This is a genomic window from Paracoccus sp. R86501, from assembly GCF_042466435.1.
Classification (GTDB): Bacteria; Pseudomonadota; Alphaproteobacteria; order Rhodobacterales; family Rhodobacteraceae; genus Paracoccus.
In genome coordinates, this window is record NZ_JAXHPZ010000001.1 from 726,125 (window position 1) to 749,890 (window position 23,766).

Sequence of the window (23,766 nt, forward strand, 5' to 3'; positions counted from 1 at the left end):
CGTCCCACACATAAGAACCACACGAGGGAATTTTCATGGGCGCCATCGTCTTCAGCCTGTTCGGCCTGCTGTTCGGCACACTTGCCGCAGGGGCATGGATCGGCATCGCGCTGCTCAGCACGGCCATCGGGCTGGCCCTGATCTTCACCGGGCTGCCGGTCGATCGGCTGTTTCCGCAATATGTCTTCAACATCCTGACCACCCCCGATCTGGTGGCGCTGCCCCTGTTCATCCTGATGGGCGAGTTCCTGTTCCGCACCAAGCTGTCCGAGACGCTGTTTTCCGGCCTTGCCCCCTGGGCGGGTCTGCTGCCGGGCCGTCTGCTGCATGTGAACGTGGTCGGCTGTTCCATCTTCGCCGCCATTTCGGGGTCGTCGGCTGCGACCACGCAGGTCGTGGGCCGCATGACGCTGAAGGAACTGCTGGCGCGCGGCTATTCGCCGGAACTGGCCATCGGCAGTCTGGCCGGGGCAGGGACCCTGGGCTTCCTGATCCCGCCCTCGACGGTGATGATCATGTATGGCGTCCTGGCCAATGAATTGGTGCTGCGTCTGTTCACGGCGGGCTTCATCCCCGGCATGCTGCTGGCGGCGACCTTTGCGGCCTATATCATGATCCGCAGCGCGATGCGCCCGGACATGGTGCCCGAAAGCGAACGCGCCATGCGCCACATGCCGCTGCGCGACCGCCTTGCGGCCCTGCGCGATCTGGCGCCGGTGATGTTCCTGATCCTCTGCGTGCTGGGCTCGATGTACGGTGGTATCGCCACCCCGTCCGAGGCCGCGGCTCTTGGCGTCCTGGGTGCCTTCTGCGTGTCCTGGTGGCAGGGCGCGCTGTCGCCCCGCATCCTGCGCGACATCGTGCTGGGGGCGGTGCAGACCTGTTCGGTCATGGGCATCATCATCCTTGCGGCATCGGTTCTGGGCAACATCACCTCGACCCTGGGCATCCCCGCCGCGGTGACGGCCATCGTGACCGAGATGCAGCTGTCGCCCATCGTGCTGATCATGGCGCTGATTGCGCTTTATCTGGTACTGGGCACGGCGCTGGAAGGGTTCTCGATGATCGCCACGACCCTGCCGGTCGTGCTGCCGCTGGTCGAGGCCGCGGGCTTCGACAAGGTCTGGTTCGGCATCTTCATGGTGCTGGTCGTCGAGATGGCGCAGATCACCCCGCCGGTCGCCTTCAACTTCGCGGTCATCCAGAACATCACCGGGCGCAGCACCGCCTATATCGCCAAGGTGACCTTCCCGTTCCTGCTGATCATGATCCTGTTCGCGCTGACGCTGGCGGCCTTCCCGGGCATCGTCACCTTCCTGCCGGATCTGCTACTGGGCTGAGGCCCCGCGCGTCCCGACATCGACCCGCGCCGGTGATCCACCGGCGCGGGTTTCGCATATCAGCCCGGGACAATTTTAGCGGTCATGCCCTTGCCAAGCCCGCCCTGCCACGCGATCCATGGCAGGCGCGTACAAGGGGTTCATGATGCTTCGTTTTCTACATTCGTCGGACCTGCATCTGGGCAAGGCCTTCGGCGGCTTCCCCGAAGCCATCCGCAACCGCCTGCGCGAAGCGCGCCACGGTGCCATCGCCCGGCTGGCGCAGGCCGCCCGCGACGGCGGTGCCGATACGGTGCTGCTGGCGGGCGACACCTTCGATGCGGAAACCCCCGCGCCTGACACTCTGCGCCACGCGGTGCGCGCCATGGCCGCCCAGACCGACATCCGCTGGATCATGCTGCCCGGCAACCACGACAGCCTTGCCGCGACCGAGTTGTGGCGGCGCATCCTGTCCCAGGATCTGCCGAACCTGCAGGTCGTCACCGATGACACGCCTCTTGCGCTGAACGATCACGCCATGCTGCTGCCAGCGCCATGCACGCAGCGCCGCCCCGGTCGCGATCTGACCGCCGCCATGTCCGCCCCGACGCCCGAAGGCTGCCTGCGCATTGGGCTGGGCCACGGCGCCATCACCGATTTCTCGGGCGAGGAGGGGGTGCCGGGCATCATCCCGCCGGATCGCGCGCGCATGTCCGGCCTGGACTATCTGGCCCTTGGCGACTGGCACGGGCGGATGCAGGTCGGCACGGAAACCTGGTACTGCGGATCGCCCGAGGCTGACGGCTTCAAGCATGACATGACCGCCGGTGCGTTGCTGGTCACGCTGGATGGCGGTGCGCGGGTCGATGTCGTCGAAACCGGCACGCTGCAATGGCGCACGCTGATGCTGGACCTGCTGCCCGGCGACGACCCGGCGGCGCGGCTGGATGCCGAGCTGCCCGCCGCGCATCTGCGCCGCGATCTGCTGCTGCGCCTGCAGGCGACGGGTCGGCTGCCCCTGGCTGATCGCAGCACGCTCGAGGCCAAGGCCGAGGCGATCGGCCCCGATTTCGGCTGGTTCGATCACGACTTCGGCCAGCTGGCGACCGACACCCGCCCCGACGATCTGGACCAGATCGACCACGCAGGCGCCCTGCGGCAGGCCGCCGAAGCCCTGCTGGCCGAGGCCCATGACCCCACCCTGTCCCTGTCCGAGCGCGAGGTTTCGGGCAATGCCCTGTCGCGGCTCTATGCCTTGGCGTTGAAGGTGCAAGCATGAAGATCCGCGCAATCGAACTGACCAACATCCGCCGCTTTGCCGGTCAGACCGCCCGGATCGACGATATCGGCGACGGCGTCACCGTTCTGTCCGAGCCCAATGAATTCGGCAAATCAACGTTCTTCGACGCCATGCACGCGCTGTTCTTCGAACGCCATCGCGGTGCCAAGGCCGCGGTCAAGGCGTTGCAGCCGCATTCTGGCGGCGCCCCCGAGGTCGCGGTCGAGATCGACCTGCCCGATGGCCGCTTCCGCATCGAAAAACGCTGGCTGTCCCGCGCCACCGCCCGCGTCCTGCGCGACGGTCGCCTGATTGCCCAAGACGATGAGGCCGAAGCCTGGATCGAGGCGATGCTGGGCGGCGGGCTTGCCGGTCCCTCGGGGCTTTTGTGGGTACGGCAGGGTCTCTTGGGGTTGGAGCCCGAGGGCAGCTCGGCCAGCGACAAGAATGAACGCGAACGCGGGCTGGGGGCGCGGCGGGATCTGCTGTCCTCGGTCGCGGGGGAAATTGACATGATGACCGGGGGGCGGCGGCTGGATGCGGTCGTGGCCCGCTTGTCCGAGGCGCTGTCGCGTCTGGCCACGGCGACCGGCAAGCCCCGGACGGGGGGCGAATGGCACCGCGCCGAGACCGATGCCGAGGCCTTGCGTCAGCAGGAAGGCGATCTGGCTGCCAAGGCCGCGCGCCTGTCGGGCGATCTGGCCCGCCGCGCCGAGGTTCAGCCCGACCTGCGCGAACTGGAGGACCCGCAGGCCGACGACCAGCGCAGGCAGGCCCTGGAACAGGCGCGACAGGCGCAGGCGCAGGCCGCCGCCCACGCCGAAAAGCTGGCCGAGGCGCAGCGGGGGCTGAAACTGGCCGCGATGACGACCGACAACACCGCCGCCCAAATCCAGCGGCTGCAGGATCTGTCGGAACGGGTGACGCGCGCTCAGGCGGATCTGGCGCAGGCCAGTGAGGCCGCCGCCCGCCACGAAACCCGCGCCGGGGAACTGGCGCAGGCCGACACCGCAGCCGCCGCGCTGTTGGCGCAGGCACAGGCCGACAGCCGCGCGGCAGCCGAACGCATGGCGCAGGCGCAGCGGGCGCAACTGGCGCAGGCCGCCCGCAGGCAGGCCGAACAGCTGGGCCGCAGCCTTGAGCGGGCCGAGGAATTGCGCCGGACGCTGGAGACCGACCGCGCCGCGCGGGGTCTGCTGGTCGTGACGCCCAAGCTGCTGTCCGCGACCGAAGATGCGCGGGACAGACATGAACAGCTGACCGCACAGATGGCGGCGGCGAACGTCAGCCTCGATCTGCGCTATGACGGTGCGCTGCGGGTGTGCGATGGGGCGGACGAACTGGCCGAAGGGCTGCACAGCCTGACCGAAGCCCGTGATTTCGACCTGCCCGGCATCGGCCGCATGCGTATCCAGCCGGGGCATGGCGCGGGCGGCGACCGGCAGGCGGTGGCCGCTGCGGCCCGCGATCTGGCCGATCGACTGGCCGCCTGCGGTGCCGAAACCCTGACCGACGCACGACGCAAGCTGACCGAGGCGCAGCGTCTGGACCAATCCGTCGAAAGCGCCGGACGGATGTTGGCGGAGCTGGCGCCCGACGGGCTGGATGCGCTGCGACAGGCGCATGCCAAGGCACAGGCCGATGCGGGGACGGGCGGCGACCAGCCCCCTGAAGACCACGCCACGCTGGATGCCGCGATGGCCGCCGCGACCCAGGCCGAAGCCGATGCCCGCGATGCCGCGACGCAGGCCCATGCCGCCTTCCTTGCAGCCTCCGAGGCGCGGGCCGCTGCACGATCCACGCTTGCCTCGGCCAATCGCACCGCCGAAACCGCCTTGGCCGAGGCCGGCGATCTGGCGGCGCTTTCCGCCAGCCTGCATCAGCTGCGCAATGATCTGGTCACCCATCAGGCGCGACAGGCCGAGGCGCAGGCGCATTGCCAGACGCTGGAACGTTCCGCGCCCGATCAGGGGATGGCTGCGGCGCAGCTGAAGCGGATGGAATCCGTCGTGGCGCAGGCGCAGGACCGCCGCGCCGCCCTGCGTGAGGAACTGGCCACGCTGAACGGCTCGATCGGGACGATGGCCGAACAGGGCATCGAGGAACAGCTGGACGAGGTGCGCGGCAGGCTGGCCGCCGCCCAGTCCCGCGCCGCCCGCTATGACACCGAGGTCAAGGCCCTGTTCCGCCTGCGCAGCGCCTTGGAGGATGCCCGTCGCAGCGCCCGCGAAACCTATTTCGGTCCCGTGATGAAGGAACTGGAGCCGCTGCTGGCAGTGCTGCACACGGGGGCGTCGGTCCAGATCGACGACCAGACGCTGCTGCCCGTGGCCCTGACACGTGATGGCCAGTCCGAGGCCCTGGACATCCTGTCCGGCGGCACCCGCGAACAGATCGCGATCCTGACGCGGCTGGCCTTTGCACGGCTGTTCGCGCGGGCAGGGACGGCGGTGCCGGTGATCCTGGACGACGCGCTGGTCCACAGCGATGATGACCGGATCGAGGCGATGTTCAACGCCCTGCACCATGTCGCCCGCGATCAGCAGATCATCGTGCTGACCTGCCGGCAGCGGGCCTTCGCGGTCCTGGGCGGCGACAGGGCGCAGGTGACGATCACCGCGACCTGAGCGCCGTCACGGGATCACGACGCCGGGCTGACCGTGCCGATGTCCCAGAACAGGCCGGCCATGACCTGCATGGCTTCCCGGCAGACCGGCTTCAGGACATGTTCGTCGGGCGCATGCTGGTTGCAGCCAAGATAGCTGTGGGGGATCCAGACTGTCGGCATGCCCAGCACGTCGGCAAAGCAGTCGTTCGGCAGCGATCCCGCAAGGTTGGGCAGCACATGCGGGTCCTTGCCGGTGGTCTGCTTCAGCGACGCGCGGACATAGGCGACCCAGGGGTGGTTCGGGTTCAGCCGGGTCGCGCCGAAGATGCCCTTGTCCGTGGGCCGGATCTGGACGTTGCCGAACCCGCGGTCGTCCAGATGTTGCCGCAGCGCGGGCAGGATGCGGTCGGCATCGGTCCCCACGACATAGCGCAGCTGGCAGCGGGCGCTGGCACTGGCGGCGATGGCGTTGACGGGGGCCTCGGGGATGCCTGCCTTCATCGCAAGCACGGTAAAGCTGTTCCAGCCATAGGCACGTTCGGCAGGGGTCAGGCTTTCCTCGCCCCAGTCGGCGTCGATGGGGGTTTCCTCGTCGCTGCCGATGGGCAGGTCGCGCAGGGCCTCGCGGATATCGGGGGTCAGACTGTCGGGGCGCCATTCGGGGATCTGCAACTGGCCGCGCGCGTCGGTGATGGTCGCCAGCGCATGCGCCAGAATGATCGCTGGATCCGCCAGCAGACCGCCCCAATTGCCCGAATGCTGCGCACCCTTGCGCAGGTCCACGACCAGATCAAAGGACAACCCGCCCCGCGACCCCATAAACATCGTGGGCCGTTCCGCACTGAGGCGCGGCCCGTCCGACGCGATCAGCACGTCAGCCCGCAGCGCATCGCGGTGCATCTGCATCATCTGCGCCAGCCCCGGCGAGCCGATCTCCTCGCTCATCTCCATGACGATCTTGACGTTGAAACCCAGCTTGCCGCGCACGGCCAGCACGGCTTCCAGCGCCGCGATATTGACCAGATGCTGCACCTTGTTGTCGGCAGAACCGCGACCATAGAGCCGGTCGCCCCGTTCGGTCAGGGTGAAAGGGTCCAGTCCGTCCTGCCATTGTCCCTCTTGTCCCCAGATGACATCGCCGTGGCCATAGGTCAGGACGGTCGGCAGGGCAGGGTCCTCGATCCGGCTGCCCAGCAGGATGGGACCGCCCTCGACCTGGGTGCCGGGGTTGTCATGGATGGTGCAGTCAAAGCCCAGGGCGGTCAGACGCGGCAGGATCGCCTGCGTCAGATAATCCTGCAGCACCGCGTCCTGCCGAGGGTTCTGGCTTTCACTGCGATAACCGACCAGCGCGGCCAGATCGGACTGCAGCCGCCCGCTGGCGAAATAATCGGTGGCCTGTTCGATGGCGGCGTTGCGGGTCATGAGGGGGTTCCTGTCCTTGAAGTTCATGCGGGCATCGGGATTTCGGGATCGTGCAGGTGGCATTTGATGCGACCACCGTGCGTTGGCAGCATGCGCGGTTCGCGGGCCTTGCAAAGATCCGTCGCCGCCACGCAGCGCGGGTGGAAGGCACAGCCCGATGGCGGGTCGATGGGGTTGGGATAGGCCATGCCCAGTTGCGTATCGGGGACCGACAGGGCCGGGTCCGGCGTCAGCACCAATTCCAGCAAGGCGCGGGAATAGGGGTGGCGGGTGTCGCGGAACAGCGCCTCTGTGGTGTCCTCCTCGACGATCTGGCCCAGATACATGACGGCCACGCGGGTCGCCAGATGCTCGACGACCGCCAGATCATGGCTGATGAACAGATAGGTCAGGTTGAATTCGTCGCGCAATTCGCCCAGCAGGTTCAGGATCTGGCTTTGCACCGAGACATCCAGCGCCGAGGTCGGTTCGTCGCAGATGACGATCTCGGGGCGCATGATCAGCGCGCGGGCGATGGCCACGCGCTGGCGCTGCCCGCCCGACATCTGGCTGGGATAGCTGGTCAGCACGCGGCGCGGCAGACCGACCACGTCAAGGATGTTGACCACGGCTTTCATGCGCGAGGCCTCGTCGCCGATGCCATGCACGCGCAGGGGCAGGGCGATGATGTCCTGAATGGTCTTGCGCGGGTTCAGCGACGAATAGGGATCCTGAAAGATCGGCTGGATGCGGCGGGCCAGCGACAGGCGGTCGGTGCCCATGACCGGCTGGCCATCGACCAGCACCTGGCCGCCGGTCGGCTGTTCCAGCCCCAGCAAGATCTTGGCCAGCGTGGATTTCCCGCAACCGCTTTCGCCCACCAGCCCCAGCACGTCGCCACGCTGCAACGACAGCGATATCCCCCGAAGGGCGGTCAGCGACTTGGGCTTGCCCCACAGCCCGTTCCTGATGGCATAGGTCTTGGTGACGTCGCGCAGTTCAAGGACGGGCTGGGTCATGGCTGCACCTCTGGTTGGTCCGTATGCGCAAAGCCCTGCGGGTCGATGCACCGGAAGGCGTGGTCGCCATCGGCATGGCGCGGAATGTCGCCGCGGCAGGCAGGGCGGGCGTGGGGGCAACGCGTGCGGAAGGCGCAGCCCTGCACATCGCCCACCAGCGACGGCACGATGCCCGGAATGGTCCCCAGCTTGGCGCCCCGCTCGGCCCGCCCCGGCAGGGGGATGCAGTTCAGCAGCCCGCGCGTATAGGGATGCGACGGCTTGGCGAAGATTTGTGCGGTGTCGCCGGTCTCGACCAATTCGCCGCCATACATGACGGCGACCTTGTCCGCGATGCGGGCAACCACGCCCAGATCATGGGTGATCAGGATCATCGCCATGCCCATTTCACGCTGCAGATCTTTCAGCAGGCGCAGGATCTGGGCCTGAATGGTCACGTCCAGCGCCGTGGTGGGTTCATCGGCGATGATCAGATCGGGCGAACACATCAGCGCCATGGCGATCATCACCCGCTGACGCAGGCCGCCCGACAGCTGGTGGGGGTATTGCGTCAGCCGGCTTTCGGCGGCGGTGATGCCGACCTTCTGCAACAGCTCGATCGCGCGGGCACGGGCGGCGTCGCGGGTGGTGTTGCCATGGATCAGCATCGCCTCGGTCAGTTGATCGCCAATGGTATAGGCCGGGTTCAGCGAGGTCATCGGCTCTTGGAAGATCATCGACATCCGCGCGCCGCGCAGCGACCGCAGCTGGCGCTTGCGGGCGGTGGTCAGATCAATGCCGTCAAAGCGCATGACGTCGGCGCGGGGCTTGATGCCGCGTCCCAGCAGGCCCATTACCGCCAGTGAGGTCAGCGATTTCCCCGACCCGCTTTCGCCGACGATGCACAGCGTCTGGCCGGGTTTCAGGTCGAAATCGATTCCGCGCACGGCGTGCAGGGTGCCGGTGTCGGTGGGGATGTCGATGGTCAGGTTGCGCACCGACAGGATGGCGTCTTGGGGTGTGTGGGACATGGGTCAGCCTCGGCTTTCGGGGGCGGTCACGTCGCGCAGGCCGTCACCCAGCAGGTTGATCGCCAGCACCAGAACAAACAGGATCGCGCCGGGGATCAGCACCAGCCAGGGTTCGAACAGCATCATGTTCTTGCCCTCGGAGACCATCAGCCCCCAGGACGGGGTGGGCGGCTGGACACCAAGGCCAAGGAAGGACAGCACCGCCTCCAGCAGGATGGCATGGGCCATTTCCAGCGTGATGACGACGATCAGGTTGTTGACGATGTTGGGCATGATCTCGGACAGGATCACGCGGGTGGTGGATGCCCCGATGGCCCGCGCCGCCGTGACATAGTCCCGCTTGCGCACCTGCAAGGTCGAGGTGCGCATCACCACCGCGAAACGGTCCCACAGCAGCAGGCCCAGCACGCAGATCACCACCTGCAGCGACCCGCCCAGCAGCGCGACGACCGCCAGCGCGACCAGCACCACCGGCAGGGCCAGCCGGACGTTGATCAGGAAGGTCGCCACCGCATCGACGCGCCCGCCGAAGTAACCCGCGCTGACGCCGATGATGGTGCCGATGGTGCCCGAAATCAGCGCCGCCACCGTGCCGATCAGCAGCGAGACCCGCGCGCCATAGATCAGACGCGACAGGTAATCGCGGCCCAGATGGTCGGTGCCAAGCGGGTGGTCCCATGTGCCGTCCAGAAAGACCGGCGGCTTCATGCGGTTCATTAGATCCTGCGCATAGGGGTCATGCGGGGCCAGCAGCGGCGCGAAGATTGCGACCAGCACCAGCAGGCCCAGAACCGATGCGCCGAAGATCAGGCCCTGATGGCCAAAGACGCGGCGGCGCAGGCGCTGGCCGGGGGTGGGGCCGGTGATCTCGGCCAGCAGGGGATCGGGTGACTGGAATGTGTCGGTCATGGTCACGCGCTCCTCATGCGGGGGTCAAGCCATGCGTTCAGCACGTCCGCCAGAAAGGTGAAGCAGATGTAGAACATCGAGAAGATCAGGATTAGCGCCTGCACCGTCGGCAGGTCGTTGCGGGCGATGCTTTCATAGGCCAGATAGCCCGCCCCATGCAGCGCGAAGATGGATTCCACCACGATCGACCCGCCCAGCATGAAGCCCATCTGCACGGCCGCCAGACTGACGACCGGGATGATGGCATTGCGCAGGGCGTGCTTGAACAGGACCCGCCCCTCGGATGCGCCCTTGGCGCGGGCGGTGCGGATGTAATCCGATGACAGCACGTCCAGCATGCCGGCCCGTGTCAGGCGCATGATCGCGGGCATCGCATAGTATCCCAGCACCACGGTCGGCATGATGAAGTGCCGCCATGTCGCCGCGCCCGATGCGGGCAGCCATTGCAGCTTGATGGAAAACAGCACGATCAGGATCAGACCGAACCAGAAGGACGGCATCGCCTGTCCCGCCACCGACAGGAACAGCGCCACGCGGTCGATGATCGAATTGGGCCGGATCGCCGCCATCACTCCAAGCGGCACCGCCGTCAGCAGCGCAAAGCTGATCCCGCAAACGCCCAGCAGCATCGTCACCGACAGCCGGTCCGCCAGCAAGGTCGCGACCGGCAGCTTGAAGTAATAGCTTTCGCCGAAATCACCCGACAGCGCATTCAGCAACCACGACAGATATTGCGTCATCATCGGACGGTCGAAACCGTAAAGGGCGCGGATCGATTCAATATCGGTGGCGGATGCTCCTTCGCCAGCCAATGCCGTCGCCGGATCGCCCGACAGGTACAGCAGGATGAAACTGATGAATGACACGGTCAGCGCCACCAGCAACGCCAGCCCCACGCGTTTGGCGATGAACCTCAGCATGAGACCGCCTTGTGGCGTGCGGTTTCGCCGCTAATCTGGAACGCGGGTGCTTGATGTGGCCGTGCCGATCCTGCCTGGGTCATCACGATCTCCCTGAGGTGAGCTGATATTTATATTATTATATGATACTAAGTATCTTTTTATGACTTGCAGGTTCGTCATGCGATGCCGCAACGTCAAGAAAATTCTGCCGCACGGGATCACGGAAGGGACGGTCGGGGATGACTGAGAAACAGAACACGCTCTATGTCGGGTCGCTGGCCAAGGGGCTGAAGATCCTGCGCAGCTTCGATGAAACCGCGACCGAACTGTCGCTTGGCGAATTGGTCCAGCGCACGGGGCTGGAGAAAAGCGCCGTCCAGCGGCTGACCAATACGCTGCATCTGGAAGGGATGCTGGACAAGGACCCGCATACGCGGCGTTTCCGTCCGTCGCATGCCTGGCTCGAGATGGCCTATGCCTATTTCTGGTCCGACCCGCTGGTGCGGCTGGCCATGCCCAAACTGATCGAGCTGTCGCACCAGTTGGACGCCACGACCAACCTTGCTGAAATTTCAGGCGATCATGTGCTTTATGTCGGGCGGGTGCCGGGGCGGCGGGGGCAGTTTTCCTCGACTCTGGTGGGGCGGCGGCTGCCAGCACTGTCTTCGGCGGCCGGGCGGGCGATCCTGTTGACCATGCCCGAAGACGAACGCGCGCCCCTGATCGACAGCTGGAGCTTGGTGCAGATGTCGCCGCGCACCTGCATGGACCGCGCCCTGATCGCCGAGGATATCGCCCTGTCAGCCGCGCGCGGTTATGCCATGACCCGCGATCAGTCGATCCTGAACCAGACGGGCATCAGCGCGCCGATCAAGGGCCCGAACGGGCGCGCGGTGGCCGCCATCCAATGTTCCGTCGCCACCCGCAATTGCAGCGAAGACCGTCTGCAGAACGAGATCCTGCCCCATCTGATCGAGGCCGCCGAGGGCATCGCACCTCAGCTGCGCGGTACGGACCAGGGCTGACGGGCGGCCTCGGCCACGGCGCGCAGGGGATGGGTCAGATGCGGCGTTGCGGGCATGACCTGCAGGTCCGGACCATAGCCCCATTCCGCCGCCCGCGCCGCCTGACCATCGGTCATGGGCGGGGCGTCTGGATAGTCGTCATTGCCGTTTCGCAGCGCACCATCGGGGGGCACGGGCGGCAGGTCCAGAAAGCGGAAGATGCCTTCGGTCATCTGCGCGGGGCGGGCGACCAGATCCTCGTAGCGGATGACGGCGGCGGCATGCAGCCACGCCAGATCGCGGCGCAGCTGGTCATGCGCCGCCAGCCAGTGGTCGATCAGCGTTTGCGGCGGATCGGGCAGCCATTTCGCCACCGCCGCCGCGACGGCCTGCGGGTGGCGGATGAGGACCACGAATTGCGACAGCGGGAACAGCTGTTGGTAAAGCCGCATCCGCGTCAGGTTCACCGGTGATTTTTCGACCCGCCAAGGCCGCCCCCTGTCGAACCACGGGTCCCAATCGGCCTGCAGCCTGATGCGGGTTTCCAGTCGGTCGAAGGGGCCGCCTTCGATCAGATGCTGGGCGGGGTCGGTGGCGAAATGCATCGGCGCGCCGTGGCGGGCGGTATGGGGGATGGCGCCTTGCAGGTAACAACCCTCGTTTTCGGGAACGGGGGCGTTCCGGATGGCGGCGACCTGCGGGTGCGCGGCGATCATCCGCGCCAGCAGCGATGTGCCGGACCGATGCAATCCGCCCACGAAGACATATCGGTGATCCAGTCCCATTCCGCGTCCTTTGCCATTCCTGCCATATGGATAGCCACGACCCGGATGCGCGCAAGATCGAAGGCTGCGGGCAGCAGTTAACTTTTATCATCAAGACCGCGGTGAACCATGCACCCCCCGGGGGGGTTCAGGCAGCAGAGGGTCGCAACGACCCATTTTCAATCATCAGTTGTTCTGCCAGAGAGGGCCTCGCATGCGGATTCTTCATGTCGCCTTGGGTGGATGCCTGAAGGCTCCGCCAGTCGAATATGGCATCACCGAAGATACCGGGGGTCATATCGCCTATGTCCTTGGCGCGGCCATGGCGCAGGCGCGCAATCTGGGCGTCCGGGATGTCCAGATCGTCACCCGCGCTTTTCAGGACCCGGCGCTGGACCCGATCCACGCCCAGCCCGTCCAGACGGTCGCGCCGCGCTGCACCATCCGGCGGCTTGTTACCGGCGACATGCGATACCTCAGCAAAGAGGCATTGCAGGCCCATCTGCCCGAACTGTCGCGCGCGTTTTGCGACATGCTGCGCGAGATGACCGACAAGCCGGATGTCATCCATGCCCATTTCGCCGATGCCGCCGTTCTGGCCCGCGCGGCGCATGACGAATTCGGCATTCCCTGGACCTATACCCCCCATTCGTTGGCGTTGCAGAAAAGCGGCGCCGCCGATTGTCCGCAACTGCGCGACCGTGTCTCGGCGGAACGTGCGGCCGTCGCCGGGGCAGGGGCGATCATCGTATCGTCGCGCGACGAGGCCGAGCGTCAGCTGCTGCCCTATGGTGCCGACAGCGAAGGGCGCACCCATCGCATCAACCCCGGCGTGTCCTTGGACCGCGACCTTGGCACGGCTGCGGCACGCGATCTGATCGCGCCCTTCCTGCGCGATGCCGACAAGCCGATCCTGCTGGCCATCGCGCGGCCTGTCCGCAAGAAGAACCTTGGGGCGCTGGTCGATGCCTATGCCGCCAGCCCCGCCCTGCAGGACCGTGCCAACCTAGTGATCATCGCCGGTCTGCGCCATGGCATCAGCTCTGGCCCCGAGGAACAGGCGGGCGTCATCCGCGATCTGTTCGACTGCGTGGACCGTCACGGATTGTGGGGCAAGGTCGCCATGCCCGCCCGCCACGACGGGGCGCAGATACGCTCGCTCTATGCGCTGGCCGAACGGGGTGGTGTCTTCGTGAACCCCGCGCTGCACGAGCCCTTCGGTCTGACCCTGATCGAAGCCGCACAGGCGGGCGTGCCGGTCGTGGCCACCCGCGACGGTGGTCCGGTCGACATCCTGCAACAACTGGATGCAGGCAAGCTGATCGATCCGACCGACCCCGATGACATTGCGGACGCCTGTTTGCAGATGCTGGACCACCCGCGCCGCGACTGGCTGGCGCAAAAGGCTCGTCAAAAGGCGCGTGCGGCGTTCAACTGGGAACGTTGGGCGGCGGCGGCGCTGCAGGTCTATGCCGGTCTGCGCCCCGTTGCGAACCAGACGCCGACATCGGTGCAGCGCATCCTTGCCAGCGATATCGACGGGACGCTGACGGGCTCGGCCGCGGCGGCGCGGCAGTTTGGCCTGTGGCATGACGCCCGCCCTGATGGGCTGCTGTTCGCGGTCGCCACCGGCCGATCCGCCCCCGAGGCGCGGCGCGTGCTGCGCGAATGGCATCTGCCGCAGCCCGATCTTTTCATCACCTCGGTCGGCAGCGAGATCTGGCGGCCCGACGGACAGGGTGGGATGACGCTGTGCCGGGCCTATGCCGACCACCTTGCGGGTGATTGGGACCGCGCGGCCGTGATGTCGGTCCTGCGCGCCACGGGCATCGCGCGGCAACCGCATTACGAACAGCGCCGCTGGAAGCTGAGCCTGTTCGGCGATGCGGAAGCGGCAGCCATCGTCAAGCGCGCCTTAGCTGATGCCGGGTTGACTGCACATGTCGTTGCCTCGCACGGGCGGTTCATCGATGTGCTGCCGGTGCGCGCAGGCAAGGCCGCTGCCCTGCGGTTCGAGGCCGAGCGTCTTGGCCTGAGCTTGGCCGATTGCGTGACGGCGGGCGACAGCGGCAATGACCGTGACATGCTGATCGCCAGCGGCGCCTCGATCCTGCCCGCCAATGCCTATGCCGAGCTGTCGGGCATCACCGGGCTGGACATCTTCCGCAGCCGCGACCGCCATGCCGCCGGTGTGCTGGACGGGCTGACGCGTCTTGGCCTGATCGCCACGGCGAAACCGGGGGTGCATCATGCGTGACATCGCCGCCACCCCCGACCGCCCCTTCGGCTATTTCGTTCATCATCAGGGGCGGGGTCACGCCGAACGCTGCGCCGCCATCGTGAATGCGCTGCCGGCCAGCAGGCCCGTGACGGTCTTCTGCGCCCAACCCTCGGTGCTGGGGCCGATGCCCGCCAATGTCACCGTCCAGCAGATCCCGTCGCTGTTCGAGCGTCGGGGCGACGAATGCGACATGGACCAGTTGCAGACCCCCGATACGCTGCATTGTGCACCGACCGGCTGGCCGGGCATCCGTCAGGCAATGGGGCAGATCGCGGGATGGTTCGCCAGCCACGACCCCGCCCTGATGATCTGCGATGTCAGCGCCGAGATCGCGCAGCTGTCGCGCATCTGTTCGGTCCCGCATGTGGCGGTCCTGCAGCATGGCGATCGCAGCGATCCGGGACACCGCGCGGCCTATGACGGGGCGGCGGGGATCCTGGCGCCGTTCTCGGAGGGTCTGGCGCAGGAGGATTGGGCGCCCTTCCGGCATAAGATGCATTTCGCGGCGGGTCTGGGCGTGTCGGGCGATCTACCAGACCGGCAGACGGCCCGCGCGGCACTGGGCCTGCACCCCGACCAGAAGATGGCGCTGGTCCTGTCGGGCGGCGGAGGCACCGGCTTTGGTGCCGCCCCGCTTGGCGTGGCGGCCCGCGCCTTCCCCGATTGGCAGTGGATCACCATCGGCAAGCTGCAGGGCGACTGGCATGCCACCCAAGGCGCCAATCTGCGCCACAAGGGCTGGGTCGATGATGTCGCCACCCATGTCGCCGCTGCCGATCTGGTCGTGTCATCGACCGGCAACACGACCTGCGCGCAGGTGCTGGGGGCGGGGCTGCCTTGGATCGTCGTGCCCGAATGGCGCTATTTCGATGAACAGCTTTGCAAGGCGCAGGCCTTGGCTGGGGCGGGCGCGGCGCTGCATCTGCCGCATCTGCCCTCCAGCGCGCATGCATGGCGCGCGGCAGTCTCCAACGCCCTGCAAGGCCATGATTGCACAGCGCAGGCTGCCCTGCTGGCACCCGACCCCGCGCAGGGGACGGCAGATTGGCTGGAGCGTCTTTCCAAAGACTTGTGGGGCACGGCCCTGACCCTTGAAACGACAGGATGAACCCATGACGACCGTATCCGCATTAACCATCGCCGGTGGGCGCGACCAGCATCTGAAAAATGTCATCCGCGGCTTTGCAGGCCAGGATCACAAGATCGACGAATTGATCATCGGCGTGATGCAGGACGACGAATACACCGACCTGCCGCAGACCGATTTCCCCATCCGCCAGATCCTGATGACCGGCCCCGACCTTTGCATGGCTGCGGCACGCAATGCAGTGGCCGATGCCGCGCGGGGGGCGGTCCTGCTGTTCGTCGATGTCGATTGCATACCCGCACCGGATTTCGTCAGCACTTACGTCAACCGGATGGAAGGCCGCACCGGCCTGTTCATGGGAGAGGTGCAATATCTGCCCGCAGGCGCGACCGAGGGCGGTCTGGATTTCGACCAATTCGCGCAGATCTCGGTCAAGCATTCGGACCGGCAGGGGCCGCCCGCCAAGGGGATCGCGCCCTGCGCCGACTATCGCTGCTTCTGGTCGCTGAACTTCGCTATGCACCGTGGTTGCTGGCAGAACGGCCCCCGCTTTGACGAAGGCTTCACCGGCTATGGCGGTGAGGATACCGACTTCGGTCGCGCCCTGTCCGAGGTCGGCACCCCGATCTGGTGGATCGCGGGCGGGCGCGTCTTCCACCAGTATCACCCGCATTGCATGCCACCGGTGCACCATATGGAATCGGTGATGCGCAATGCCGATCTTTTCGCCCGGAAGTGGGGGCATCGCACGATGGAGCATTGGCTCTATGCCTTCCAGCTGATGGGGCTGATCCGCAACGACCCTGAGGGGCTGGTGGTGCTGCGCCAACCGGATCAAGCCGATTACGATCTGTGCGCGCAGCATTCGCATATGCCCTATGCCAACACGCGGCGGGTCATCGACCACTTGCAGGCCTGTGGCGACTGGACGGCCGAACGCGCCCGCAGCGTCCGCGACGCCGAGGCCGCGATGCTGCTGCCCGCCGCCGAGTGACCATGAAGATCGCCCTGCTGGCCCATCCCCGCCACCCCATCGCCGCCCCTTTCATGGGCGGGATGGAGGCGCATGCCTGGCATCTGGCCCATGGTCTGCAGGCGCGCGGGCATGATGTGACGGTGATCGCGGCGGGCGACAGCCGCGTCGGGACGGCGCTGCATCCGCTGATGACCCGCCATTATGACGCCGATCTGCCGTGGCACCGCTTTCACGGGACCGACCGCCTGAACGCCTATCTGGACGACAGCCACGACAGGGCGCTGCAGTGGATCGCGTCGCAGGGGTTCGACGTGGTCCACAACAACGGGCTGCACCGTTTTCCGCCGCGCTTGTCGCGCCGTGACCGGATGCCGATGGTGACCTCGCTGCATGTCCCACCCTTCGACGCGCTGCTGCGGGCCATGCGGGACAGTGTCGCGCCCTGGCATCAGGTGACGGCCTGTTCGCAGACCCATCTGGCGGAATATTGGCCCGACGGCGCGCCTGCCTCATGCCATGTGGTGCCGAACGGCATCGACATGGGGGCATGGCCCTTTGTGCCGCAGGGGCAGGGGCATGCCATCTGGGCGGGGCGCATCACGCCGAACAAGGGCACACATCTGGCCATACAGGCGGCACGTCGCGCAGACGTGCCGCTGGTGATCTTCGGCAGTATCGAGGATCAGGCTTATTTCGATGCGCGGATCAGGCCCGAACTGAGCACGGACATCCGCTTCGGTGGCCATTTGTCGGGGGGTGAACTGGCGGCGGAATATGGCCGCGCCTCGGTCATGCTGTTCACACCGCAATGGAACGAACCCTTCGGCCTGACCGCACTGGAGGCGATGGCCTGCGGAACCCCCGTGGCTGCCATCCGCATGGGAGCCGTGGCCGAGGTCATCGGCCCCTCGGGCAGCTATGCCGCGCCGGACGGGCATGATCTGGACGCGGCGCTGCTGCGGGCGACGCAGGTTCCGCGCGCGGACGTACGGGAACGCGCAGCGCGACTGTTCGGCATGGATGCGATGCTGGACAACTACGAGGCGCTCTATCGGCTGGCCATCGCCAATCGCAATGCCCCGGCCTCGCCCGCCGATTTCGCCGCCATCGAACTGCCGCCCGCCCAGGTGACCATCGCCCGCGCAGGCTGAGGTTCAGTCCTGAATGGCCACCGCGCGGCACCATCCGGCCGAGGCACGCGCGACCTTGACCGGCAGGCAGTGCATGGTGAAGCCGGTATCGGGCAGCTGGTCCAGATTGGTCAGCTTTTCCATATGCATGAAGATGCCGTCCCGCGCCGCCTTGTGCCCCTCCCAGATCAGACCGGCATCGCCGCTTTCGGCATAGCGCTTGGCGGTCACCGGGAAGGGGGCGTCCCAGCTCCAAGCGTCGGTGCCGGCGATGCGCACGCCCTTGGACATCAGCCAATGCGTCGCCTCGCGCCCGATGCCGCAACCTTTGCCAAGATAGTCGCGCTGACCATAGGCGGCCCCAGCGGCGGTATTGATCACGACGATATCGAAGGGCTGCAGGTCGTATCCGATGCGTGCCAGTTCGGCCTGCAGATCGGCGGCAGTGGCGACATAGCCATCAGCCAGATGACGCAGGTCCAGCTTGACGCCGGGACGGATGCACCAATCCAGCGGCACCTCGTCGATGGTCCATGCAGGCTTGCCGCCATCCATGGTCGAGGCGAAATGCCAAGGCGCGTCCAGATGGGTGCCATTGTGGGTGGTCACGGACAGGCGCTCGGCCGCCCAGCCCTCCTTGCCGGGCAGGTCATCGACGCAAAGGCCGGGGAAGAAATCCACCATCTCGGACGCGCCGGTCTGATGGTGGCTGTAGTCGATGCTGGGGCCCAGGCCCGGCGGATCGGCGGGGATGTCGTTTTCGATGGCGACGGAAAGGTCGGTGATCTTCATGTCTTATCCCTGCTGAGCGACGATGGAATCGATGGTGCCGAAGGGGGGCTGACCGTCCGGAAGACGCGCCTCCATCCGGATGCGTTCCCCGAAGGAAAGGAACTCGGTGCGGGGCTTGCCCTCGGCAATGATCTCGAGCGCGCGAACCTCGGACAGGCAGCTGCTGCCACGGCTGCGATCGGTGCTGGCGACGGTGCCGGACCCGAGGATGGCACCCGGATGGATGGTGCGCGTGCGGGCGCACCAGGCGGCCAGATCGGTGAAGGAAAAATGCATTTCGCGACCGTTCGCATGGCCGAGGTGGTCATCGCCGCGCCAGATATTCAGGTCGCAATGGATGGTGCTGTCCTGCCAGGCCGTGCCCAATTCGTCGGGGGTGATGGCCACCGGCGCGAAGGAACAGGTCGGCTTGGCCTGCACCCACCCGAAACCCACGCGCATTTCGCGGGCGGCAAGGGCGCGCAGGCTCCAATCGTTCAGCTGGACCAGCAGCCGGATCGCGCCTGCGGCCTGATCGGGCGTGGCACCCATGGGGACGCGGCCCAGAATGACGCCGAACTCACCCTCGAAATCGATCCCGAGGGTGGTGTCCGGAAATTCGATCTGTTCCGTCGGGCCGCGGAAATCATCGCTGAGGCCCTGATAGACCATCGGAATGGTTTCCAGATCCGGATTACCGTCCATCCCGAAGGCGGTATCCATCAACCGCCCGTGGTTCAGGAAGGCCGAGGCGTCAAGGAACTGGCGCGCGCGGGGCAGGGGGGCCATCGCCTGCGCCGGGTCGAAGGCAAAGCTGCCCGATGCCCGACCTGCGTTCAGGTCGTCGGACAGGCGCGACAGAGCGGGCTGCACCTGCTCCCATGTCTCGACGGCGGTGATCATGTCGGGGGCGATGTCGGTGGCCATGACGGCGCGGCCAAGGTCGCGCGACACGACGGCCAGCGCACCATCGGGGCGGCCATTGCGGATGCTTGCAAGTTTCACGGGGGGTCCTCCTCTCCGTCAGGGACGGTCAGCGGCGGGGGCACTGATGCCCCCGCCGGTCGTTCAAATCCCCGCCCCACGCGCGGGGCGGGGCAACCTTCAGGACACGCGGCCGTTCAGCACTTCGGCGACCCAATCGCAGATATAGGCCCCGGCATTGGCCGAGTTGTCGAAGCTGGAGTGCTGCACCCCACCGGTCTTTTCATCAAAGACCTTCAGTTCGCGCATCGGCGAATTGACCAGCTGCTCATAGGTGCGATGCGCCCATTTCAGCGGGATCTGGCTGTCCTTTTCACCATGGGTGACAAGGAAGGGCACGGTGATGCGATCAAGGATGCCGTCCAGATGGACGTTTTCCGCGATCTCCATGAAGTCATCCATGTCCTTGGCGCCCCAGACCCACTGGACGTGGTTCCAATAGTGGGGGACCGGGAAGCTGCCTTCCTTTTCCAGGCGACGCTTCTGCACATCGCGCCAGTCATGGTTGGCACCCCAGACGACGCCGCAGGCAAAGCGCGGTTCGAAGGCGACGGCACGCGGGCAGTAATAGCCGCCAAGCGACACGCCCTCCATTCCGATGCGCGCGGCATCGATGTCGTCGCGGGTTTCCAGATAGTCGACGATGCGGGCCGCCCAATGTTCGCTGTCATAGCGGGCGTGCATGCCGTGCAGGCGCAGCGCCTCGCCCGTGCCGGGCTGGTCGACGACCAGCGATGCCACGCCGCGCTGCGCCAGCCAGCGGGGCAGGCCGACGCGGTATTTCATTTCCTTGGTGCTGTCCAAACCGTTGACCTGCACAAGGATCGGCGCCGGGCCGTCCACGTTTTCGGCGGGGACGTAGAGGGCGGACAGATGCTTGCCCTCATAGGGGATCTCGACCCGCACGCAGCTTTCGTTGGCCAGCTTCAGCCCGCGCGCGAAGATCGACAGGAAGCGTTTGTACAGCTCGATCCGGCCCGGTGCGTCATGGCCCTGCAGGCGTTCGGCGGTCAGCAGATAGGTCGCGGCGCGGCCCAGCTTGTCGCCAGCCGAGATCATGCGGCCACGGGCCTCGTCCTCCTCGGCCAGGGCGATCAGCTTGTCGGCGCCATGTTCCCAGGTCTTGCGGAAGGCGGCCACGCCTTCCGCATCGGGGGCCTTCGAGGCCTCGATCAGGGGGGCGCACATCTCTTCGATCTCGCCCATGCGGGCGCCCATCTCGATGGCAAGACAGACCGACAGGTTCCAAGGATAGTTGGTGGGGAAATATTTGAACATTGGCGGACCTCATCCTTGGTGTTTGCAAGGGATGACGGTCCAACGGGCCAGCGATGTGCCCGGATTTCAAGACCCTCCTCCCCCATTGAGGACAAGGGATAGCGGGGGCTGATCCATTAATGAAATTGAATTTCATAATGTCATGTATCCATTCAAGGGATACGTCAGCTGGTTTCGCCCGCGACGATGTCATTTGTCAGCCGTGCCAACAGCTCCAGCGAGGGCTGGATCGGACCCGCCTGCCTGCGGGTCATGCCCACTGCACCCGACAGAAAGCCCGCGCCGGTCTGCCATTGCACCAGTTCGCCCCGGTCCAGTTCCTCTTCGACGACGCCGCGGGAAATGAACCACAGCGCATCCGATCCCGCCAGAATGCCACGCCCGACAGCAAGGGCCGCCGTTTCAAAGGCCGGTTGCAGCGATGTCAGGTTGCGTGCCAGCAGGTATTCATCGACCGCCCGCCGGATCAGCGCATCCGCAGGCGGCAGGATCAGCGGGCAGCCGGCCAGCGCCTGCGCCACCGGCTGGCCCAGCATCGGATGTGCGGCCGCCGATACCAACGCGATCTGGTCTTCATACAGATGTTCGAACCGCAGCCCCGCCATGTCGTTCGCCGCAGGCATGCGTCCGATCATCAGATCGATGCCCCCGTCGCGCAGAAGACGGACCAGATGGGAATGCGGCCCCGTCTCGACCGCCAGTGTGACCTTGGGGGCCGCTTGCCGAAAGCGCAGCGCCACGCGCGGGAACAGGCGCGTCGCCGCCGTCGGCAGCACGCCCACCCGCAGTTGCCCGCCATGCCCAAGGGGGTGCAGCGCCTCGGCCCCCGCCTGCAGCATCTGCAGGGCTGCGGCAGCATGTTGGCGGAACAGCACACCCTTGTCGGTCAGGATCAACCGCCGCTTTTCGCGCAGGAACAGGCTGGCGCCCAGCAGGTCCTCCAACTCGGCCAAGGTTCGTGACAGGGCGGGTTGGGTGATGCCCTGCGCGCGGGCGACGGCGGTCAGAGTGCCGCTGGCCGCGATGTCCAGAAAGGCGCGGATGTGGCGCAGCTTGATGGCGGGATGCATAATCATATGGGCATGAACCAAGGTCTATTTGGCATTATCTGTCGGTTTTCCGTCATGTTACGTTATGGACAGGAGGAGCCCTTATGCAAGTCTTGAACCGTGCCCATGGTGCGCTGCACTATCGTGTTGACGGCCCGGATGCCGCGCCGGTGGTGGTCTTCGCCAATTCGCTTGGGACCGATCTGCGGCTGTGGGATGCGCTTTTGCCGCTGCTGCCGCAGGGGCTGCGCTATCTGCGGTACGACAAGCAGGGGCACGGGCTGTCCGATCTGGGGCAGGCCGACAGCCTGCAGGACCATGTCGATGACGCCGTGGCGCTGATCCGCCATGTCGCCCAAGGGCCGGTGGTCTTCGTGGGCCTGTCCATCGGCGGTCTGATCGGCCAGGCCGTGGCCAGCCAGCACCCCGATCTGATCCGCGGGCTGGTGCTGTCGAACACCGCCGCCAGGCTGGGTACTGCCCAAGGGTGGCAGGATCGCATCGCCGCCGTGCGCCGCGACGGCCTGCCCGCGATGGCCGATGGCGTCATGCAGCGCTGGTTCGGCCCCGACTTCCGGGCCACGTCCGATTTGGCGCTGTGGCGCAACATGCTGGCCCGCACCTCGGCCGAGGGCTATGTCGCGGCCTGCCATGCGTTGGCGGGCGCCGATCAGACGCAGGCAACCGCCGCGCTGGACCTGCCCACCGCCGTCATTGCCGGGTCCGAGGATGGCGCCTCGCCCCCCGATCTGGTGCAGGCGACCGCCGCGCTGATCAAGGGCGCCAGCTTCGACATCATACCGGGCGCGGGACATCTGCCCTGCGTGGAAACCCCCGTCGCCCATGCCGCGATCATTGCACCTTTTCTGGAAAGGCACGCCCGATGACCGAACTGAGAGACAAGGGAATGGCGATCCGCCGCCGCGTGTTGGGCAGCGACCATGTCGCCCGCGCCGAGGCGCAGAAGACCGCTTTCGACGAACCCTTCCAATCGCTGATCGCCGATGCCGCATGGGGCCATGTCTGGGCGCGCGATACGATCACCCTGCGCGAACGGTCGATGATGACTATCGCGCTGCTGGCGGGTCTGGGCAATGACGGCGAACTGGCGCTGCACCTGCGGTCGATCCCCAACACCGGTGCCAGCCGTGACGACGTGATCGAGGCGCTGATGCATGTCGCCATCTATGCGGGCGTCCCGCGCGCCAATCACGCGATCAAACTGGCCAAAGAGATTTTCGCCCAGCATGATGCCGCACAGGAGGACGCCGGATGACGACCGAGCTTTATCAACGCGACCGCTGGTGGCATCCCCCCGCGCTGACGCCGGACTACAAAACCTCGGTCGCGCGGTCGCCCAAGCTGGCGCAGCTGTCGTTGCAGAGCGGGGTTTGCGAATTGACCGGCCCGACCTTCGGGCATGGCGATATCGACGCCATCGACAACAATCTGATCATGAATTACGCCCAGACCGGCGACGCCATCGGTGAACGCATCCTGGTCCATGGCCGCGTGCTGGACGAGGACGCGCGTCCGGTCCCCAACACCCTGGTCGAGATATGGCAGGCCAATGCGGGCGGGCGTTATCGTCACAAGAAGGACCACTATCTGGCGCCGATCGATCCGAATTTCGGCGGCTGCGGGCGCACGCTGACCGACGATCAGGGGCGCTATCACTTCCTGACGATCAAGCCGGGCGCCTATCCGTGGCGCAACTGGGTCAACAACTGGCGGCCCGCGCATATCCATGTCTCGGTCTTCGGGACGTCCTTCGCGCAGCGCCTGATCACCCAGATGTATTTCGAGGGCGACCCGCTGATCACGCATTGCCCCATCGTGAAATCCATCCCCGATCCCAAGGCCATCGACAACCTGATCGCGCCCCTGGATCTGAACGCCGCCGCGCCCTTGGATCATCTGGCCTACAAGTTCGACATCGTGCTGCGGGGACGCCGCTCGACCCTGTTCGAAAACCGGCCCGAGGGGAACTGA

At 66.4% G+C, this 23,766-nt stretch carries 21 protein-coding genes; 11 read left to right on the forward strand and 10 right to left on the reverse strand.

Annotated elements, in window-relative coordinates; all coding sequences use genetic code 11:
- Window positions 1–35 precede the first annotated feature (35 nt).
- From SJY40_RS03630 to SJY40_RS03640, 3 genes are all read left to right on the forward strand, one after another.
- A complete protein-coding gene (locus tag SJY40_RS03630) occupies window positions 36–1,340 on the forward strand; it encodes a TRAP transporter large permease (RefSeq protein ID WP_378942855.1) in 1,305 nt (434 codons plus the stop codon).
- Between the two features lie 145 nt (window positions 1,341–1,485).
- Window positions 1,486–2,598 carry an exonuclease SbcCD subunit D gene (locus tag SJY40_RS03635; protein WP_378942858.1) on the forward strand — a complete coding sequence of 371 codons (1,113 nt, stop codon included), beginning with the start codon at window positions 1,486–1,488 and terminating at the stop codon, window positions 2,596–2,598.
- On the forward strand, window positions 2,595–5,225 hold the full coding sequence (locus SJY40_RS03640) for a chromosome segregation protein SMC (RefSeq protein WP_378942860.1): 2,631 nt from the start codon (window positions 2,595–2,597) through the stop codon (window positions 5,223–5,225). The genes SJY40_RS03635 and SJY40_RS03640 overlap by 4 nt, the downstream gene beginning before the upstream one ends.
- A gap of 14 nt (window positions 5,226–5,239) precedes the next feature.
- Here SJY40_RS03640 and SJY40_RS03645 read toward each other — a convergent pair whose 3' ends face one another.
- Genes SJY40_RS03645 through SJY40_RS03665 form a run of 5 tightly spaced genes read right to left on the reverse strand, consistent with a single transcriptional unit; the run spans window position 5,240 to window position 10,468 of the window.
- The gene (locus SJY40_RS03645; protein WP_378942863.1) at window positions 5,240–6,631 is read right to left on the reverse strand and encodes a M20 family metallopeptidase; all 1,392 of its coding nucleotides are present in this window, start codon (window positions 6,629–6,631) and stop codon (window positions 5,240–5,242) included.
- Between the two features lie 23 nt (window positions 6,632–6,654).
- The gene (locus SJY40_RS03650) at window positions 6,655–7,629 is read right to left on the reverse strand and encodes an ABC transporter ATP-binding protein (RefSeq protein WP_378942865.1); all 975 of its coding nucleotides are present in this window, start codon (window positions 7,627–7,629) and stop codon (window positions 6,655–6,657) included.
- Window positions 7,626–8,639 carry an ABC transporter ATP-binding protein gene (locus SJY40_RS03655; RefSeq protein WP_378942868.1) on the reverse strand — a complete coding sequence of 338 codons (1,014 nt, stop codon included), beginning with the start codon at window positions 8,637–8,639 and terminating at the stop codon, window positions 7,626–7,628. The genes SJY40_RS03650 and SJY40_RS03655 overlap by 4 nt, the downstream gene beginning before the upstream one ends.
- A gap of 3 nt (window positions 8,640–8,642) precedes the next feature.
- Complete coding sequence (locus SJY40_RS03660; protein ID WP_378942870.1) at window positions 8,643–9,548, reverse strand: ABC transporter permease; 906 nt, start codon at window positions 9,546–9,548, stop codon at window positions 8,643–8,645.
- Between the two features lie 2 nt (window positions 9,549–9,550).
- Entirely contained in the window at window positions 9,551–10,468 is a 918-nt protein-coding gene (locus tag SJY40_RS03665) for an ABC transporter permease (RefSeq protein ID WP_378942873.1), read from the reverse strand.
- Between the two features lie 221 nt (window positions 10,469–10,689).
- Between SJY40_RS03665 and SJY40_RS03670 the strand changes: the two genes are divergently transcribed.
- Complete coding sequence (locus SJY40_RS03670; protein ID WP_378942875.1) at window positions 10,690–11,475, forward strand: IclR family transcriptional regulator; 786 nt, start codon at window positions 10,690–10,692, stop codon at window positions 11,473–11,475.
- Here the strand turns inward: SJY40_RS03670 and SJY40_RS03675 are convergent.
- Complete coding sequence (locus SJY40_RS03675) at window positions 11,448–12,239, reverse strand: sulfotransferase family protein (RefSeq protein WP_378942877.1); 792 nt, start codon at window positions 12,237–12,239, stop codon at window positions 11,448–11,450. The two genes, SJY40_RS03670 and SJY40_RS03675, sit on opposite strands and share 28 nt — an antisense overlap.
- A 193-nt stretch (window positions 12,240–12,432) precedes the next feature.
- Between SJY40_RS03675 and SJY40_RS03680 the strand changes: the two genes are divergently transcribed.
- The 4 genes from SJY40_RS03680 to SJY40_RS03695 are packed head-to-tail and all read left to right on the forward strand — an operon-like array spanning window position 12,433 to window position 17,713.
- Window positions 12,433–14,475, forward strand: a complete 2,043-nt coding sequence (locus SJY40_RS03680; RefSeq protein ID WP_378942880.1) for an HAD-IIB family hydrolase — start codon at window positions 12,433–12,435, stop codon at window positions 14,473–14,475.
- The gene (locus SJY40_RS03685) at window positions 14,468–15,607 is read left to right on the forward strand and encodes a glycosyltransferase (protein WP_378942882.1); all 1,140 of its coding nucleotides are present in this window, start codon (window positions 14,468–14,470) and stop codon (window positions 15,605–15,607) included. The genes SJY40_RS03680 and SJY40_RS03685 overlap by 8 nt, the downstream gene beginning before the upstream one ends.
- Window positions 15,608–15,611: 4 nt before the next feature.
- Window positions 15,612–16,580: a glycosyltransferase family 2 protein gene (locus SJY40_RS03690; protein ID WP_378942884.1), complete on the forward strand. Its 969-nt coding sequence runs from the start codon at window positions 15,612–15,614 to the stop codon at window positions 16,578–16,580.
- 2 nt (window positions 16,581–16,582) lie between these two features.
- On the forward strand, window positions 16,583–17,713 hold the full coding sequence (locus tag SJY40_RS03695; RefSeq protein WP_378942886.1) for a glycosyltransferase: 1,131 nt from the start codon (window positions 16,583–16,585) through the stop codon (window positions 17,711–17,713).
- A gap of 3 nt (window positions 17,714–17,716) precedes the next feature.
- On the opposite strand, the gene SJY40_RS03700 is transcribed toward SJY40_RS03695, so the two are convergent.
- From SJY40_RS03700 to SJY40_RS03715, 4 genes are all read right to left on the reverse strand, one after another.
- Window positions 17,717–18,484 (reverse strand): cyclase family protein, encoded by a 768-nt coding sequence (locus SJY40_RS03700; protein WP_378942889.1) that lies wholly within the window; start codon window positions 18,482–18,484, stop codon window positions 17,717–17,719.
- A 3-nt stretch (window positions 18,485–18,487) separates the two neighbouring features.
- Window positions 18,488–19,468, reverse strand: a complete 981-nt coding sequence (locus tag SJY40_RS03705; protein ID WP_378942891.1) for a fumarylacetoacetate hydrolase family protein — start codon at window positions 19,466–19,468, stop codon at window positions 18,488–18,490.
- A 99-nt stretch (window positions 19,469–19,567) separates the two neighbouring features.
- On the reverse strand, window positions 19,568–20,725 hold the full coding sequence (locus SJY40_RS03710; RefSeq protein WP_378942893.1) for an alpha/beta hydrolase family protein: 1,158 nt from the start codon (window positions 20,723–20,725) through the stop codon (window positions 19,568–19,570).
- 164 nt (window positions 20,726–20,889) lie between these two features.
- Window positions 20,890–21,801 carry a LysR substrate-binding domain-containing protein gene (locus SJY40_RS03715; RefSeq protein WP_378942895.1) on the reverse strand — a complete coding sequence of 304 codons (912 nt, stop codon included), beginning with the start codon at window positions 21,799–21,801 and terminating at the stop codon, window positions 20,890–20,892.
- A gap of 77 nt (window positions 21,802–21,878) precedes the next feature.
- On the opposite strand from SJY40_RS03715, the gene pcaD reads away from it, so the two are divergent.
- From pcaD to pcaH, 3 genes are read left to right on the forward strand one after another with little or no spacing between them, the layout of a single operon-like run.
- A complete protein-coding gene (gene pcaD / locus SJY40_RS03720) occupies window positions 21,879–22,661 on the forward strand; it encodes a 3-oxoadipate enol-lactonase (RefSeq protein ID WP_378942897.1) in 783 nt (260 codons plus the stop codon).
- The gene (gene pcaC / locus SJY40_RS03725; protein WP_378942900.1) at window positions 22,658–23,050 is read left to right on the forward strand and encodes a 4-carboxymuconolactone decarboxylase; all 393 of its coding nucleotides are present in this window, start codon (window positions 22,658–22,660) and stop codon (window positions 23,048–23,050) included. The genes pcaD and pcaC overlap by 4 nt, the downstream gene beginning before the upstream one ends.
- Window positions 23,047–23,766, forward strand: coding sequence for a protocatechuate 3,4-dioxygenase subunit beta (gene pcaH / locus SJY40_RS03730; protein WP_378942902.1), 720 nt, complete (start codon window positions 23,047–23,049; stop codon window positions 23,764–23,766). Before pcaC ends, pcaH begins: the two co-directional genes overlap by 4 nt.